Source organism: Vreelandella jeotgali Hwa (assembly GCF_000334215.1).
Lineage (GTDB): Bacteria > Pseudomonadota > Gammaproteobacteria > Pseudomonadales > Halomonadaceae > Vreelandella > Vreelandella jeotgali.
Genome location: NZ_AMQY01000023.1, coordinates 139006 through 155235 on the forward strand (window position 1 = coordinate 139006; position 16230 = coordinate 155235).

A 16230-nucleotide genomic window follows, 5' to 3' on the forward strand; every position below is an offset into this window, starting at 1 on the left:
GGTACGCTTTTTAGTCTCCGTTTTCTCCACGAGTTTTTGTCATGCAAAACCCCTACAAACGCAACGAATGCGCCATGCGCTTTGAGCATCTGGCCAGCGATGGCCGCGCCCGCCGCGGGCGGCTGCAATTCCCCCGAGGCGCTGTGGAAACCCCGGCCTTCATGCCGGTCGGCACCTACGGCACGGTCAAGGGCATGACACCGCAATCCGTCCAGGACATCGGCGCCGATATTATCCTGGGCAACACCTTCCACCTCTGGCTGCGCCCCGGGGTCAAGGTCATCGAAACCCACGGCGACCTGCACGACTTTGCTCAGTGGGACAAGCCCATTCTCACGGACTCCGGCGGTTTTCAGGTATTTTCTCTGGGCAAGACGCGCAAGATCACCGAAGAAGGCGTGCATTTTCGCTCGCCGGTGGACGGCGCCAGGGTCTTCATGGGGCCGGAAGAGTCCATGGCCGTACAGCGCTCGCTGGGCTCCGACGTGGTGATGATCTTTGACGAATGCACGCCCTACCCCGCCACCTACGTTGAAGCCGAGCGTTCCATGGAGCGCTCGCTACGCTGGGCGCAGCGCTCGCGCGATGCCCACGGCGACTCCTCCTCGGCGCTGTTCGGAATTATCCAGGGTGGCATGCACGCGGATCTGCGTGAGCGCTCGCTCAAGGGGCTTCTGGATATCGGTTTTGATGGCCTGGCCATCGGCGGCCTCTCCGTGGGCGAGCCCAAGGAAGACATGCTCGCGGTGCTCGACTACCTGCCCGGCTGGATGCCCGACGATACTCCCCGCTACCTCATGGGCGTGGGCAAGCCCGAGGACCTGGTGGAAGGCGTGCGCCGCGGGGTGGATATGTTCGACTGCGTCATGCCCACGCGCAACGCCCGCAACGGCCACCTGTTCAGCGCCGAAGGTACGGTCAGAATCCGCAACGCGACCCACCGCTTCGACACCCGGCCGCTGGAAGACGACTGCGACTGCTATACCTGCCGGCACTTTTCCCGGAGCTATCTGCATCACCTGGACCGCTGCAACGAGATGCTCGGTTCAATGCTCAATACCATCCACAATCTGCGCCATTACCAACGCCTTATGGCTAATTTGCGCGCGGCAATCGAAGCGGGTACATTGACGCCCTTCGTGGAGACATTCTACGCCAGGCGTGGCCTGCCCGTACCTCCGGCGCCAGACTGACCGGCCACTCGGCACGTCATTCCCGCATGACAGTTTTATCGGCCTGTTGTCAGGCCAGTCCAATGCTTGTTTATCGTCAAATCAGGAGTGCTTTGAATGCTGGACTTCCTTATCTCCCAAGCCCACGCCCAGGACGCCGGTGGCGCTGCCGGCGGCGGGATCGCCCAGATTGTCATGCTGGTCGGTTTCGTGGTGATCTTCTACTTCCTGCTCTGGCGTCCCCAGGCCAAGCGGGCCAAGCAGCACAAGCAGCTGATCGGCAACCTCGACACCGGTGACGAAATCGTCATCGGTGGTGGCCTGGTGGGCCGTATCACCAAGGTCAGCGACGAGTTTCTGACCATGGAAGTGGCGGACGACACTACCGTCAACGTGCAGAAAAGCGCCGTTGCCGCCGTGCTGCCCAAGGGCACCATCAAGTCCATCTAACCACCGTTCTGCCCCTGCCGGACACCGCCTTCACCCCGGCGGGGATGCCAGGGTAAACGATGGCACGCCTTGCTGCGCGCTGCACCGACTGCGGCGCGCAGCGTTCCGTTCGTTATTCAAGGCAGGGCTTACATGCTCAACCGTTACCCCCTGTGGAAGTATTTACTGATTGTGGCTGTTTTACTGACCGGCCTGATTTACTCGCTTCCCAACCTCTTTCCCCAGGACCCCGCCGTTCAGATCAGCACCCAGGGCGACAGCGCGCTATCCCAGCGCCGGGTCGAGCGCATTACCCAGGCCCTGAAAGACCGCGAGATTCCCGTCAAGGGCGTGGAAAAACAGGGCGATCAGTGGCTGCTGCGGCTTGAAAGCACCGACGATCAGTTACCTGCCCGCGACCTCATCAGCGACCGGCTGGGCAACGACGCGACCGTTGCGCTCAACCTGGCCGAAGCCACTCCGGGCTGGCTCGAAGCGTTCAACGCCTCGCCCATGACCCTGGGGCTGGATCTTCGCGGCGGTGTCCACTTCCTCCTCGAAGTCGACATGGACGCGGCTCTGACTCAGCGCCTGGAAGTCAACGCCAGCGCCATGCGCGAGCTGCTGCGCGACGAGCGCATCCGTTATCGCAATACCGAGATCAACGACCGCTCGCTGTCTCTCGAGTTTACCGGCGCTGACGACCGCGACACCGCGCGTGGGTTGATCCGCCGCGAGTTTCCCGACTTCGACTACCAGAACGACGGCGAGGGGCGCGGCGCACGCCTGGTCATGACGCTGACCGACCAAAAGGTCAAGGAAATCCAGGACTACGCCGTCGAACAGAACCTCACCACGCTGCGTAATCGCGTCAACGAGCTGGGCGTGGCCGAACCCAAGGTTCAGCGCCAGGGCCCCAGCCGCATCGTGGTCGAGCTGCCCGGCGTTCAGGACACCACGGCGGCCAAGCGCATCGTGGGTGCCACGGCCAACCTCGAGTTCCGTCTGGAGGCGCGCTCCGATACCCCCGAGCGCGAGACCGAAACCATCGCCTTTCGCAACAACCCGCAGCGCGACGCCACGCTGCTGCGCGACGTGATCATCACCGGCGACAGCGTCTCCAGCGCCAACCAGAGCTTCGACAAGAACGGCGGCCCCCAGGTCAGTATCGACCTCGACGGCACCGGCGGCACGCTGATGAATCGCGCCACGCGGAGCAATATCGGGCGCAGCATGGCGGTCGTGTTCATCGAGCATAAAAGCCGCGACCGTGTCGAGGAAGACCCCGAGACCGGCGAAAAAACCACCGTCCGCGACACCTACGTCGAGCGCGGCATCATCAGCCTGGCGACCATCCAGAGCGCCTTCGGCAACAGCTTCCGCATCACCGGGCTGGACTCCACCTCGGAATCCTCGGAGCTGGCCCTGCTGCTGCGCTCGGGCTCGCTGGCCGCACCGATCTACTTTGCCCAGGAACGTACCATCGGCCCCAGCCTCGGACAGAAGAACATCGATCGCGGCCTGCTCTCGGTACAGCTGGGTCTGCTGCTGGTCGTGGCCTTCATGCTGGTGCGCTACAAGGTGTTCGGCATTTTCGCCAACATTGCGCTGGCCTTTAACCTGACGCTGCTGGTGGCGGTGATGTCGATGCTGGGCGCGACGCTGACGCTACCCGGCATTGCCGGTATCGTGCTGACGCTGGGCATGGCCGTGGACGCCAACGTGCTGATATTCGAGCGCATCCGCGAAGAGCTGCGCAACGGCCTTTCGGCCCAGCAGGCTATCCATGCCGGCTACGAGCGCGCCTTTACGTCCATCATCGATGCCAATATCACCACGCTGCTGGTCGCGGTGATTCTCTTCTCGATCGGCACCGGGCCGGTCAAGGGCTTTGCCGTTACGCTGTCCATCGGCATCCTGACCTCCATGTTCACAGCGCTTCTCGTCTCGCGCGCCATGGTCAATCTGACCTACGGCGGCAAGCCGGTGAAAAAGCTCCGGATCTGACTCCCGGCGCATAGCCCAGACTTCAAGAGGTGGTAATGAAATCCCTGACAAACCGGCATATCGACTTCATGGGGCGGCGCCAATGGGCGCTGACCCTCTCGGGCATCATGCTGCTGGTGTCGATTGGTGCCATGATTATCCAGCAGCTCAACCTGGGGCTGGACTTTACCGGCGGCACTCTGGTGGAAGTTCGCTACGCCAACGCGCCGTCGCTGGATACCGTTCGCCAGGTGCTGGAGCAGAACGGCTTTCAGGACATCGCCGTGCAGACCTTCGGCGCCACGACCGACGTGCTCATCCGGCTGAAACAGGCCTTTGACGCCGAGGTCGGCCACAATATCGTCGCCCTGCTGCGAGACAGCGGTGCCAGCGTTGACCTGGTGCGCGCCGAATTCGTCGGCGCCCAGGTAGGCGATCAGCTGCGCGACCAGAGCGGCCTGGGCATGCTGGTAGCGCTGGGCGTGGTCATGCTCTACGTGGCATTTCGCTTTCAGTACAAGTTTGCCATCGGCGCGCTTTTGGCCCTGGTACACGATGTCATCATCGTTATCGGCCTCTTTGCGCTGTTCGGTCTCGAGTTTGATCTGACGGTGCTGGCCGCGATTCTGGCGGTGATTGGCTACTCGCTTAACGATACCATCGTGGTTTACGACCGTATCCGCGAAACCATTCGTACCTCGCAGATCACCGACATGGGCAAGATCATCAACGAGTCGATCAACGCCACGCTATCGCGTACCCTGGCCACGTCAAGCACTACCCTGCTGGTGCTGCTCGCCCTGCTGTTTCTGGGCGGCGACATGATCGAGAACTTTGCCATCGCCCTGCTCATCGGCATCGTGGTGGGCACCTTCTCCTCGATCTACATCTCCGGCGCGCTGCTGATTCCGCTCAAGCTGGGCCGCGAAGACCTGATTCCGCCGCAGAAACCCAGGGACGAAGAAGAGGAAGAGCTGCCATAATCCGGCCCGCTTTTTGATACAGCGCCTCCCTGTAGCACCAAAAAGCAAAAGAGCACCAAAAAGCAAAAGAGCACCAAAAAGCAAAAGCCCCTGCCGATATATAATGAACTGACCCCATAAAGTTGGACGGTTCATTTAGCTGGCACCCAAGGCCTGAGTCCTGTACTGCACAGGGCTCAGGCCTTTTAGCGTCAACTTAATGCGTTCGTGATTATAGTAGTGGATGTAGTGGTCGAGTCCTCGCTGCAGTTGCTCAAGCGTCTCGAAACCGATTCAGATAAAAGTACTCGGCCTTGAGGGTGCCAAAAAAGCTCTCCATCGCTGCATTGTCCAGGCAGTTGCCTTTACGTGACATGCTTTGAATCAGGGATCGCTCCTTCAGCAAGCGCCGGTAAGCCGGGTGCTGATAATGCCAGCCTTGATCGGAGTGCAGCTGCGGCTTGTCCGCTGGCTCCAACCGAGTCAACGCCTTGTGCATCATATCGATCACCAGGGAGAGCACGGGGCGCTTGCCGGTCTGGTAGGCCACGATTTCGCCGTTATAGAGATCCATGACCGGCGATAGATAGAGCTTCTGGCCGTTGACGCTGAACTCCGTGATATCGGTGACCCACTTCTGGTTCGGACGTTGTGCCTGGAACTGACGATCGAGCAGATTGGGCGCGATTCGTCCTGCGCTTCCTCGATAGGATCGGTATCGTTTTCGGCGTACCAGTGACCTCAGGCCCAGACTCTTCATCAGTCGCTGCACGGTCTTGTGGTTGACTGTCTCGCCCGCCTGTTTCAAGGCCGCGGTGATGCGACGGTAACCGTAACGCCCCGATGGTGGTCGTAGATTTGGCGTATACGCGTTTTCAGAGCCGCGTATTTGTCACCGGTGTTCTGGGCCTTGCGTTGATAGTAAAACGTGCTGCGCGAGAGACCGGCCGCTCGCAGCAGCAAGGCGAGGGTGTGCTCATGCCTTAATCCCTGGACGACTTGCGCTTTTTGCCTCGCGCCACGTCCTGCTCTGCCTGGATCAAGGCATCGAGCTTTTTAGATAGGCGTTCTCGGCACGCAGGTAGGCGAGTTCTTTCAGCAACGCCTCTTGAGAGCGCTCTTTATCAGGTAGGGGCGGTGAAGGAGGCTTCTTTGACATCGGGCGGCGTCCTTTGCGCTGAGGTTCCAGGGCAGTCAGACCCCCACTATGGTACTGACGCTCCCATCTGCCAATAGCGCTGCGCTCACGGATATCGAACAGGGCCGCAGCCTGGCGTTGTGACAAGCCATCCCGCCACATTCGCTCAAGCACCTCCCGCTTGAAGGCCGCACTGTGGTGACTGTACTTCTTGCGCAGGCCCGACACGCCATGCTGTCGATAGGTTGCCAGCCATTGCCGGATGGTGGACACATCCACGCCATACTGGCGAGCCACTTCCCCCTGGCTGATGTCCTCGCGTAAACACTGCTGAATAACCCGCAGCTTGAAGCTCTCGTCATATTTCGCCATCAAAAACACCCCGAAGGTTGGATGATGTCCAACTTTCGGGGTGCAGTTCATAATCGACAGGGGCTTTTTAATGCGACGCTTATACGACCCGGCGGATTACAACTATTGGTCGGTTTACGTCTACCGGCGGATCAGGACTACCGGCGGATTAAAAATGCGGCGTCAGCTGCTTGACCAGGGCCTTGTAAAGACGCGGACCGGCGGCCATCAGCACGCCTTCGGGCTTTAGCGCCGGCTGGCCGTCGGGGGTGCCCATCAGCGCGCCGGATTCCTTTAGCAGCAGCATCCCCGGGTACATGTCCGATTCGCTGAGTCCGGTCACAAAGGCGCTGTCCACGCGGCCGGCGGCCACTTCGCAGATATCCAGCAGCCCGCTGCCGGTCGCTACCATGGCTTCGACGGTCGGTCCCAGCTGCTGGGTCAGCGTCATATAAGCGGGCAGATGGCGCTGGCGCAGCCAGGTGGGCGGCAGGCTCAGCGCGGTGCGGGTGCCGCCCAGCGCCGTGGCCTTGCTGACACGCATGCGCTTGTCGTTGTGCTGGGCACCGCCGCCGCGGGTGGCGAGGTACTCATCATCTGAAAACGGGCAGATAATCACCGCGTGTTCAGGCCTGCCTTTAACCCGGCACACAACCGAAATCGCGAAATTCACGCCGGCAACGGCAAGGCTGGAATCGCCGTGCATGGGTTCAATGTGCCAGACGGTATCCTGACCCTCGCCCTCGCCGGCGCGGTACTGGGTAAAGCGGCCGACGATGCCGTGCTGCGGGTAGCCGCGCTCCAGCTGCTGAACGATAGTCGCTTCGGCCTTGCCGGCGGTATCGGTCAGCAGCTGCGTCAGGTTGGTGGCATCGTGAGCGTTTTCAATGCGCTCGCGGATACGGAGAAATTGATCAGCGGCCTTGCGCGTTGCGCGCAGCGTGAACTGAACCATCGGATTCATGGGCGAGCCTTGTGACGGTTAAGGTTAAAGACAGGACTGTTAAAGAACGGTGAAGCCGGGAGCGAACGCGCAAAATACATCGCGGACGCAAACAATAAGGGAATAAAGCACGACGGCGAACGGCGTACTCGCGGCGGGATTCTAGCAGAGCTCGTGCCGGGGTGCCATGCAGACATGATAGACTCGGGCCCTCTCGCACAGCGCTTTTCATTTGTCCGGGCCCGGATTTGTCCGGCAATTTACTGACACTCACTACCGAGTCACCCCATGCTTGAGCGTCTTCGCATCGTCCTTATCGGCACCAGCCACTCGGGCAACATCGGCGGCGTTGCCCGCGCCATGCACAACATGGGGCTGGCCGATCTGGCCCTGGTCGCCCCACGCTGCCAGGTTATCGACCAGGAAAGCATTTCCCGAGCCTCGGGCGCCGACCACCTGCTGCACAGCGCCAGTGTCAGCGAGACGCTGGACAGTGCCGTGGCCGACTGCACCCTGGTCGCAGGTGCCAGCGCTCGCTCGCGCACCCTGCCCTGGCCTATGCTCTCGCCCCGACAGCTGGCCGATCGACTGCCCGCGGAATGCGAGGCAGACAGCGCGCGGGTCGCGCTGGTTTTCGGTCGCGAAGACAGCGGCCTGACCAACGATGAGCTCCACCGCTGTCACGCCCACATCCATATTCCCGTGAACGCCGACTTCAGCTCGCTGAATCTGGCGTCAGCGGTGCAGGTGATCGCGTATGAATGCCGCATGAAATGGCTGGAACAGCCGTCGGCACCCACCGCCGACGCGCCCGACAGCACGCTGCCGCCGGAGCAGCGCCCGGTATCCCATGCGGATCTGGAGCGCTATTTCACCCACCTTGAGCAAACGCTGACAACCATCGGCTTTCACGATCCGGACAAGCCACGCCAGCTGATGGCGCGCCTGCGGCGGCTGTACCTGCGCGCCCGCCCCGAAGCGCTCGAACTCAACATACTGCGTGGCGTCCTGACGGCGACCGAGAAAGCCGCCACCGACCGGGCCAGCCGGCCGCCACGCCCTTGAATCCGGTCATTGGCGCCGCCAGTGTTGACCTGCCGGCACCCTGCCGCCGGACGCCCCACCCATTGAAGGAAAGGCCGCATGTTTCAACGCCTGCGTGAAGATATCAACAGCGTGTTTGTCCGCGATCCGGCGGCACGCAACTTTTTTGAAGTCCTGACCAACTACCCGGGGCTGCATGCGCTGCTCATGCACCGCTGCCATCACTGGCTGTGGAACAAGCGCGCCAGGTGGCTGGCACGCACGCTGTCGACCTTTGCCCGCTTTCTGACCGGTATCGAGATTCACCCCGGCGCCACCATCGGCCGACGCTTTTTCATCGACCACGGCATGGGCGTCGTCATCGGCGAAACGGCGCTGATCGGCGATGACGTGACTCTCTATCACGGCGTTACCCTGGGCGGCACCAGCTGGCACAAGGGCAAGCGCCACCCAACCCTGGGCGACGGCGTGATCATCGGCGCCGGCGCCAAGATTCTGGGGCCGCTGACCCTCGAAGCCGGCGTCAAGGTCGGCTCCAACGCCGTGGTTACAAAGGATGTTCCCGAAGGTGCCACCGTGGTCGGCATTCCCGGCAAGATCGTCAAGAGCGCCGAGCCGGATAGCGAGCAGTCGCTGGACGTGGACCCTGACAGGCGCGAAGCCATGCGTCAGAAGTTCGGCTTTGACGCCTACGGCGTCAGCCAGGACATGCCCGACCCGGTAGCCCGCTCGATGCAGGCCATGCTTGACCACATGCACGCGGTTGACGAACGCGTCGAGCAAATGTGCTCAACGCTCAGTCGGCTGGATACCAGCTACCGCAATGGCGATCTGCCCGAACTGCACAACGAGGATTTTGCCGCCGTGCTGGGCGAAGCCGCGGTCAACTGCGCCGACCACGCCGCCGGCGAGAACCAGCGCCATGATGACAACCCGGCCGACGACAAGCCGGATCATGACAAGGCGGATACCTGCGACGGTAAAGGTTGACCCTGACGCTCGGGCTTTCCCATAATAGCCGTGTTTTCATCTTTAACGCGCTCAGACGAGCGTCGGGGGTCGTCATGCGCTTGACCACCAAGGGCCGCTACGCCGTTACTGCCATGCTGGACCTGGCGATCAACGCCGACACTGCGCCCACCAGTCTGGGCGATATCGCTCGGCGCCAGGGGATTTCGCTGTCCTACCTCGAGCAGCTGTTTGCCCGTCTGCGCCGCTCGGGCCTGGTCAAAAGCATACGCGGGCCGGGCGGCGGCTATCTGCTGACCCGGGCCCCCGATGCCATCAGCGTTTCCAGCATCGTGGACGCCGTGGACGAAAGCGTGGACGCGACCCGCTGCCAAGGACTCTCGGACTGCCAGCAGGGCAATACCTGCCTGACGCATCACCTCTGGTGCGAGCTGTCCGACCAGATTCGCCGGTTTCTTGAAGACGTAACTCTCGAGCAGCTTCGCTCGCGCTCCGATGTTCAGCAGATCGCCATACGCCAGCAGACCGGGCAGGATACCGGCATCCTGGCCTCCGCGCCCTAGCCGGCGCCCTTCCACGCCTTTCCTTACGCGAAGTCAACCGCCATGACCGATGTCACGCCCTCGCTACCCGTTTATCTCGACTATGCCGCCACCACGCCGGTGGACGATCGTGTTGCCGCCGTCATGCAGCGCTACCTGACCGTCGATCAGCTCTACGCCAACCCGGCATCGCGCAGCCACATGCTCGGCTGGCAGGCCGAGCAGGCCGTGGAACAGGCGCGTCGTCAGGTCGCCGATAGCCTTCACGCCGACCCGCGTGAAATCGTCTGGACCAGCGGCGCCACCGAGGCCGACAACCTCGCGCTGACCGGCTTCATGCGCGCCAATCGCGAGCGCGGCATGCACCTGGTGACCTCGATCATCGAGCACAAGGCGGTGGTGGATACCGCCAGCGCGCTGGAGCTCGAAGGCTTCGAGGTGACCTGGCTGACGCCGGGAACCGACGGCTGTATTACCCCGGAGCAGCTGCGCCACGCCATGCGCGACGACACCGCGCTGGTGTCGCTGATGGCGGTCAACAACGAGCTGGGCAGCGTCAACGACATAGCCGCCCTGGCCGCCGTGGCCCACGAGTTCGGCGCCGCCTTTCATAGCGACGCCGCCCAGGCCATCGGCCGCATCCCGCTGGACGTGGAGGCGCAGGGCATTGACCTCATGTCGCTGTCGGCGCACAAGGCCTACGGCCCCAAGGGTGTCGGCGCGCTGTACGTCCGGCGTCACCCGGATATTCGCGTGGAAGCGCTGATTCACGGCGGCGGCCACGAGCGCGGCATGCGCTCGGGCACGCTACCCACGCACCAGATTGCCGGCATGGGCAAGGCTTTTGCGCTCATGGCTCAGGAAGGCGACGCCGACCAGGCGCACATCGCCGGGCTGGCCGAACGTTTTATGGCCGGCATTGCCCAAACGGGTGGTATCTACCACAACGCCGGCGACGGCCACCACGTCCCCAACATCATCAATCTGGCGTTTGACGGCATTGACGGCGAGTCGCTGCTGATGGCGCTGCGCGACGTGGCGGTATCCACCGGGTCGGCGTGCAACTCGGCGAGCGTCGACCCGTCCTACGTGCTGCTGGGCGCGGGTGTGCCGCGCTCGCTGGCGCTGTCGTCACTGCGCTTCAGCTTCGGTCGCTTTACCACCGAAGCCGATATCGACCACGCTCTGGGCGTGCTGCAACACGCCGTAAGCGGCCTGCGGGCGCCTGCCCCCGCAGGCTCCGGATGACGCCGCCAACACTCGGCGTTTTTCACGTTACGTTTTTCACAGCAGGACGGTTTCAACAGGAGGTCACTCATGGCCACACTCAATATCACGCCGGCTGCTGCCGAGCAGATTCAGCATGTGCTTACCGAACGCGGCGAAGGCCTTGGCCTACGCGTATCGGTCAAGCCGTCGGGCTGTTCCGGCTACAGCTACGTGCTTGACTTCGCTGACGATACCGCCGCGGACGACATCAGCTTTGAAGACCACGGCGCCCGGGTGTTTGTCGCTCCGGATGCGCTGGAGATGCTCGACGGCAGTGAAGTCGACTACGTCAACGAAGGGTTGAACCGCTATTTCCGCTTCAATAACCCCAACGTCACCGACGAATGCGGCTGCGGCGAAAGTTTCACCGTTTAACCCCGCCGACGCCGGCAGTATTCACGGCCACGCTGAAACGCTATAATTGCTCCTCCCGCTGCCTGCCGGCCAATGCCCGGCGGGCAGCGGCGCAATTTGTCTGCCGCCCTGCCCGCCGGGGCGGCCTTCTTTTACGTCCCCCAGCTGGAGAATGCTTAACATGGCGAACGAACGTACGCTTTCCATCATCAAGCCCGACGCCGTCGCTCAGAACGCCATCGGCGAGATCGTTGCCCGCTTCGAGAAAGCGGGCCTCAAGGTCGTCGCCAGCAAAATGCTGCACCTGAGCGAAGAAAACGCCGGCGGCTTCTATGCCGAACACAAGGAGCGTCCGTTCTACGGTGCTCTGGTCGGCTTCATGACCTCGGGCCCGGTGATCGTTCAGGTGCTGGAAGGCGAAGACGCCATTGCCAAAAACCGCGACCTGATGGGCGCTACCAACCCGAAAGATGCTGAAGCCGGCACCATTCGCGCCGACTTCGCCGAAACCATCGACGCCAACGCCGTTCACGGCTCCGACTCCGTGGAAAGCGCCGAGCGCGAGATTGCCTACTTCTTCGGCAACGACGAAATCTGCCCGCGCTGATACGCGCCGCAGGGCAACCTTTTCCGTTGCCGGCCATTTTTGCGGGAGCCCGGCTCCCGCCTTTATTCCGACGCTGAGCACCATGACCACTGCCGCCCCCCGAGACGCTACTTCCGCCACCGCCTCCGAGGCTGCCACCGCAACGCCGGAGGCAACCGCCGAGCGGGTCAACCTGCTGGGTATGTCCCGGGCACAGCTGGAGGCCTTCTTTCTCTCCATCGGCGAGAAAAAATTCCGCGCGACCCAGCTGATGAAGTGGATGCACCACGAAGGCTGCGACGACTTTGCCGCGATGACCAACCTGTCCCGGGCGCTGCGGGAAAAGCTGGAACGCCTGGCCGAGGTGCGTGGCCCGGGCGTGGTGTATGAAGGCAGCTCCCGGGACGGCACGCAGAAGTGGGTGCTGGAAGTGGAAGACGGCAGCTACGTGGAAACCGTGCTGATTCCCGCCGACAACGGCAAGCGCCGTACCCTCTGCGTCTCCTCGCAGGTGGGCTGCTCGCTGGACTGCAGCTTCTGCTCCACGGGCAAGCAGGGCTTTCAGCGCAACCTGACCGCGGCCGAGATTATCGGCCAGGTCTGGGTTGCTTCGCGCAGCGATGTTCCCCGCGCCGACAGCCGCCAGCGCCCGGTCACCAACGTGGTGATGATGGGCATGGGCGAGCCGCTGATGAACTACGACAACGTGGTCGCGGCCATGCAGCTGATGCTCGAGGATAACGGCTACGGCCTCTCCAAGCGCCGGGTCACACTGTCCACCTCGGGCGTGGTGCCCAAAATCGACAAACTCAGCGACGACATCGACGTCAGCCTGGCCATTTCGCTGCACGCCGCCAACGACGAGCTGCGCAACGAACTGGTCCCGCTGAATCGCAAGTACAACATTCGGACGCTGCTGGACGCCTGCAGTCGCTATCTGGAAAAAAGCCCGGAAAACCGCCAGGTCACCATCGAATACACGCTGATCGCCGGTGTCAACGACCAGCAGGAACATGCCCGGGAACTGGCCGAGGTTCTGCATGACCTGCCGTGCAAGATCAACCTGATCCCGTTCAATCCGTTCCCCAACTCGGGCTACGAAACGCCGTCGCGCAACCAGGCCGTGCGCTTTCAGCGCTGGCTGGACGAACTGGGTTACACCGCGCCGATCCGCACCGCGCGGGGCGATGATATCGACGCCGCCTGTGGCCAGCTGGTAGGACGGGTCAAGGATCGCACCAAACGCCAGGCGCGCTATATCCAGTCGGTGCAGCTGGATGCGCCCTGATGCTGTCCTGACTTGTGCACGGCCTTGACTGGTGCCTGTCTTGACTTATGCCGAGCACAGCGCTTTGATGAACACCCGCGCCCGGCACCCTGCAACCGATTATCGACGACATTACCACTGACTTCACCGCCATGAGACCCACGATGCGCTTTCGCCGACTGCTGGCAGCTTCCCCGGTTACGCCGGTTATCTGGCTACTGCTGGGCACGCTATCGCTCGGCGGCTGCGCTTCGTCTCCGTCGCTTTCCAGCGCTGACGGGGCCAACGCCAACCGTGCCTACACGCGGCTGGGCGTTGCCTATCTGGAAAACAACAACCTGACACGCGCGCTGGACGCCCTCGACCGCGCCCAGGAGCTCGACGACGACAACGCCGAAACCCTGCAGGCGCTGGCGATGGTGTATCAGCGCCAGGGCGAAAAGCCGCTCGCCCGGGAGTATTTTCGCAAGGCGATTGCCGCCGATCCCGACTTCACCCGGGGGCGCAACAATTTTGCGGCGTTTTTATACCAGCAACAGGATTACCGGGGCGCCTGCAACCAGCTGGAAAAGGCCTCGAAGGATGCCGGATACGAGCATCGCGCGCGGCTTTTTACCAACCTGGGCCAGTGTTATATGGCGCTTGACGAAACCCGCAAGGCCCGGGAGAGTCTGACCCGGGCAAGTCATATTGATCCACGCCATGCCGCCAGCTATTTTCACCTGGCCAAACTGGAACTGTCCCGGAAGCGTTACGACCGGGCCGATGATGCCCTGGCAGAGTTTTTCAAGCTTGCCCGGCCAACCCGCAAGGCCCTGGAGATGGCCGTGGAGCTGGCTTATGCCCGTGGCGATGATGCGCTTGCCGCCGACTACGAGCAAAAGCTTGAGCGCATGAACACCACACGGCCCTGATCACCGTCTTGATGAAGGATGCTCAGCCATGAGCGACACACACACCGACGAACACGCTGACGAGCAGCCTGCCGCTTCCCCCGGCAGGCTGCTGCAACAGGAGCGCGAGCGCCAGGGCATCTCCCTGGACGCTGCGGCGCTGGCACTGCACCTGCGCCAGGCCGTGGTAAGAGGTCTGGAACAGGATGATTACAGCGAAATTCCGGTGGTCACCTACCGCCGCGGCTACCTGCGCACCTATGCCAAGTACCTGGAAATCGACAGCCAGCCGATCATGGAGGCCTATAGCGCGCGCCACGGTGAGCCCGAATCCATACATGAGGTCAAGCCGGTCGCGGTGTCGCGCCCGCCTTCGCGGCTGGGCGGGCTGCTGTTCAAGCTGGTAACCCTGGTGGTCATCGCCGGGCTGATCGGTGTCACCGTGCTCTGGTGGCAAAGTCGCGGCGGCGGTATGCCGCCGGGTCTGGGGGGCGATAGCACCCCGGCCACGCAGGAAGCCCCCGGCGCCGCCGAGCCTTCCCGCGACAGCCTGACGTCCGACGACACCGTGGCAACCTCGGGCCGGGAAGACGCCGACGCGCCGCGCCGGGATGGCAGCTCCCCGGATGACAGCCCCGTGAATGAAAGCGCTCTGGATGAAAATACTCTCGACGATAACGCTATCGACGAAAACGCTCTCGACAAAAGTTCTCGGGACGACGCTGCCCTGAATGAGGCTGCCCCGGACGAGGACGCCCGGAGTGACGGCATCCAGGATAACGGCGCTCAGGACGACAGCGCCCGTAATGACCGCGACATGCCGGCCACCGGCGATGCGGCCGTGGCCGATAACAGCCCCCGTCAGGATGCCGAGGATTCGGCAGACACGGACACCGCCCCGGCCGCCGATAACGACGCCGGGACCGCTGAAACCGTCAACGATGGGGAGGGTGACACCCGCACCCTGTCGCTGACGTTCAGCCAGCAATCATGGACGGAAATATTCGATGCCCGCGACCAGCGCGTCTTTGTTGGCCTGCAACAGCCCGGCACCGAAGCCAGTGTGGAAGGTCAGCCGCCGTTTCGTTTAACCGTCGGCAACGCCAGCGGCGTCGAGCTGCGCTATCAGGGCGAGAATATCGACCTTGCCGAGCGCGCCGGTGCCAATAACGTCGCCCGCTTTATCCTGGGAGAGTGACCCGCCGTATGCACGCGCAATCCCCGATTCAACGCCGCACATCGCGTCAGATCCATGTCGGCAACGTGCCGGTTGGCGGTGGTGCGCCGATCTCGGTGCAGAGCATGACCAACACCGATACGCTGGACGTTGAAGCCACCATCGGCCAGATCCGCCAGCTGGAAACCGCCGGCGCCGATATCGTCCGCGTATCGGTGCCCGACATGGATGCCGCCGAGGCGTTCGGCCGCATTCGCCAGGCGGTCAACGTACCGCTGGTGGCCGATATTCACTTTGACCACAAGATCGCCCTGCGCGTGGCCGAGCTGGGCGTGGACTGCCTGCGCATCAACCCCGGCAACATCGGTCGCGAAGACCGCGTGCGCGCCGTGGTCAGCGCCGCCCGCGACAAGGGCATTCCCATGCGCATCGGCGTCAACGCCGGCTCGCTGGAAAAGTCGCTGCAGCGCAAGTACGGCGAACCCACGCCGGAAGCGCTGGTGGAATCCGCGCTGCGCCATATCGACCACCTTGACCGGCTCGACTTCCCCGACTTCAAGGTCAGCGTCAAGGCCAGCGACGTCTTCATGGCCGTGGACGCCTACCGCGACCTCGCCAGCCGCATCGAGCAGCCGCTGCACCTGGGGATCACCGAAGCCGGCGGCCTGCGCTCGGGCACGGTCAAGTCCTCGATCGGTCTGGGAATGCTGCTGCGCGACGGCATCGGCGACACTCTGCGCGTGTCGCTGGCGGCCGACCCGGTCGAAGAGATCAAGGTCGGCTTCGACATGCTCAAGAGCCTCAAGCTGCGCTCCAAGGGCATCAATTTCGTGGCCTGCCCCAGCTGCTCGCGCCAGAACTTCGACGTTATCGGCACCATGAACCAGCTCGAGGAACGCCTGGACGACGTGCGCACGCCGCTGGACGTGTCGATCATCGGCTGTATCGTCAACGGCCCGGGCGAGGCCAAGGAAAGCGACCTGGGCCTGACCGGCGGCAGCCCCGCCAACCTGGTGTATCTCGACGGCAAGCCGGCGCAGAAGTTGCGCAACGACCACCTGGTCGACGATCTTGAGCGCCTGATCCGCGACAAGGTGCAGGAAAAACAGCGCCGCGAACAGGATACCATCGCCCGCAGCGTGTAAACT

Annotated in this window: 15 protein-coding genes and 1 pseudogene; 14 read left to right on the plus strand and 2 right to left on the minus strand. The window is 62.9% G+C overall.

Features of this window, described 5'->3' with window-relative positions; all coding sequences use genetic code 11:
* The first annotated feature begins 74 nt into the window (after positions 1-74).
* The 4 genes from tgt to secF all read left to right on the plus strand — a co-directional run bounded on the left by tgt (position 75) and on the right by secF (position 4570).
* Positions 75-1193 (plus strand): tRNA guanosine(34) transglycosylase Tgt, encoded by a 1119-nt coding sequence (tgt, locus tag C793_RS0111065; protein ID WP_026106256.1) that lies wholly within the window; start codon positions 75-77, stop codon positions 1191-1193.
* 96 nt (positions 1194-1289) lie between these two features.
* Positions 1290-1622, plus strand: a complete 333-nt coding sequence (gene yajC, locus C793_RS0111070) for a preprotein translocase subunit YajC (RefSeq protein WP_017431011.1) — start codon at positions 1290-1292, stop codon at positions 1620-1622.
* A gap of 132 nt (positions 1623-1754) precedes the next feature.
* Positions 1755-3608, plus strand: a complete 1854-nt coding sequence (gene secD / locus C793_RS0111075; protein ID WP_017431012.1) for a protein translocase subunit SecD — start codon at positions 1755-1757, stop codon at positions 3606-3608.
* A 35-nt stretch (positions 3609-3643) separates the two neighbouring features.
* Positions 3644-4570, plus strand: coding sequence for a protein translocase subunit SecF (gene secF, locus C793_RS0111080; RefSeq protein WP_017431013.1), 927 nt, complete (start codon positions 3644-3646; stop codon positions 4568-4570).
* 135 nt (positions 4571-4705) lie between these two features.
* Here the strand turns inward: secF and C793_RS14520 are convergent.
* Together C793_RS14520 and C793_RS0111095 are read right to left on the minus strand one after the other, a co-directional pair.
* Positions 4706-6059 (minus strand): annotated as a pseudogene (locus tag C793_RS14520) (IS3 family transposase).
* Positions 6060-6207: 148 nt separating this feature from the next.
* A complete protein-coding gene (locus C793_RS0111095; protein ID WP_017431014.1) occupies positions 6208-7002 on the minus strand; it encodes an inositol monophosphatase family protein in 795 nt (264 codons plus the stop codon).
* Positions 7003-7269: 267 nt separating this feature from the next.
* Here C793_RS0111095 and trmJ point away from each other — a divergent pair, with 267 nt between their 5' ends.
* The 10 genes from trmJ (at position 7270) to ispG (ending at position 16227) form a co-directional block, all read left to right on the plus strand.
* Complete coding sequence (gene trmJ, locus C793_RS0111100) at positions 7270-8046, plus strand: tRNA (cytosine(32)/uridine(32)-2'-O)-methyltransferase TrmJ (protein WP_017431015.1); 777 nt, start codon at positions 7270-7272, stop codon at positions 8044-8046.
* A gap of 78 nt (positions 8047-8124) precedes the next feature.
* Positions 8125-9015: a serine O-acetyltransferase gene (cysE, locus tag C793_RS0111105; protein ID WP_017431016.1), complete on the plus strand. Its 891-nt coding sequence runs from the start codon at positions 8125-8127 to the stop codon at positions 9013-9015.
* 74 nt (positions 9016-9089) lie between these two features.
* Complete coding sequence (locus tag C793_RS0111110; protein WP_017431017.1) at positions 9090-9557, plus strand: Rrf2 family transcriptional regulator; 468 nt, start codon at positions 9090-9092, stop codon at positions 9555-9557.
* Between the two features lie 42 nt (positions 9558-9599).
* Positions 9600-10784, plus strand: coding sequence for an aminotransferase class V-fold PLP-dependent enzyme (locus tag C793_RS0111115; RefSeq protein WP_017431018.1), 1185 nt, complete (start codon positions 9600-9602; stop codon positions 10782-10784).
* Positions 10785-10853: 69 nt separating this feature from the next.
* The gene (locus C793_RS0111120) at positions 10854-11180 is read left to right on the plus strand and encodes a HesB/IscA family protein (protein WP_017431019.1); all 327 of its coding nucleotides are present in this window, start codon (positions 10854-10856) and stop codon (positions 11178-11180) included.
* 160 nt (positions 11181-11340) lie between these two features.
* Positions 11341-11766: a nucleoside-diphosphate kinase gene (ndk, locus tag C793_RS0111125; RefSeq protein WP_017431020.1), complete on the plus strand. Its 426-nt coding sequence runs from the start codon at positions 11341-11343 to the stop codon at positions 11764-11766.
* An 82-nt stretch (positions 11767-11848) separates the two neighbouring features.
* Positions 11849-13033: a dual-specificity RNA methyltransferase RlmN gene (gene rlmN, locus C793_RS0111130; protein WP_017431021.1), complete on the plus strand. Its 1185-nt coding sequence runs from the start codon at positions 11849-11851 to the stop codon at positions 13031-13033.
* Positions 13034-13176: 143 nt separating this feature from the next.
* Entirely contained in the window at positions 13177-13926 is a 750-nt protein-coding gene (gene pilW, locus C793_RS0111135; RefSeq protein ID WP_017431022.1) for a type IV pilus biogenesis/stability protein PilW, read from the plus strand.
* A gap of 28 nt (positions 13927-13954) precedes the next feature.
* Positions 13955-15103, plus strand: a complete 1149-nt coding sequence (locus C793_RS0111140) for a RodZ domain-containing protein (protein ID WP_017431023.1) — start codon at positions 13955-13957, stop codon at positions 15101-15103.
* A gap of 8 nt (positions 15104-15111) precedes the next feature.
* On the plus strand, positions 15112-16227 hold the full coding sequence (gene ispG / locus C793_RS0111145) for a flavodoxin-dependent (E)-4-hydroxy-3-methylbut-2-enyl-diphosphate synthase (RefSeq protein ID WP_017431024.1): 1116 nt from the start codon (positions 15112-15114) through the stop codon (positions 16225-16227).
* The last annotated feature ends 3 nt before the right edge of the window (positions 16228-16230 follow it).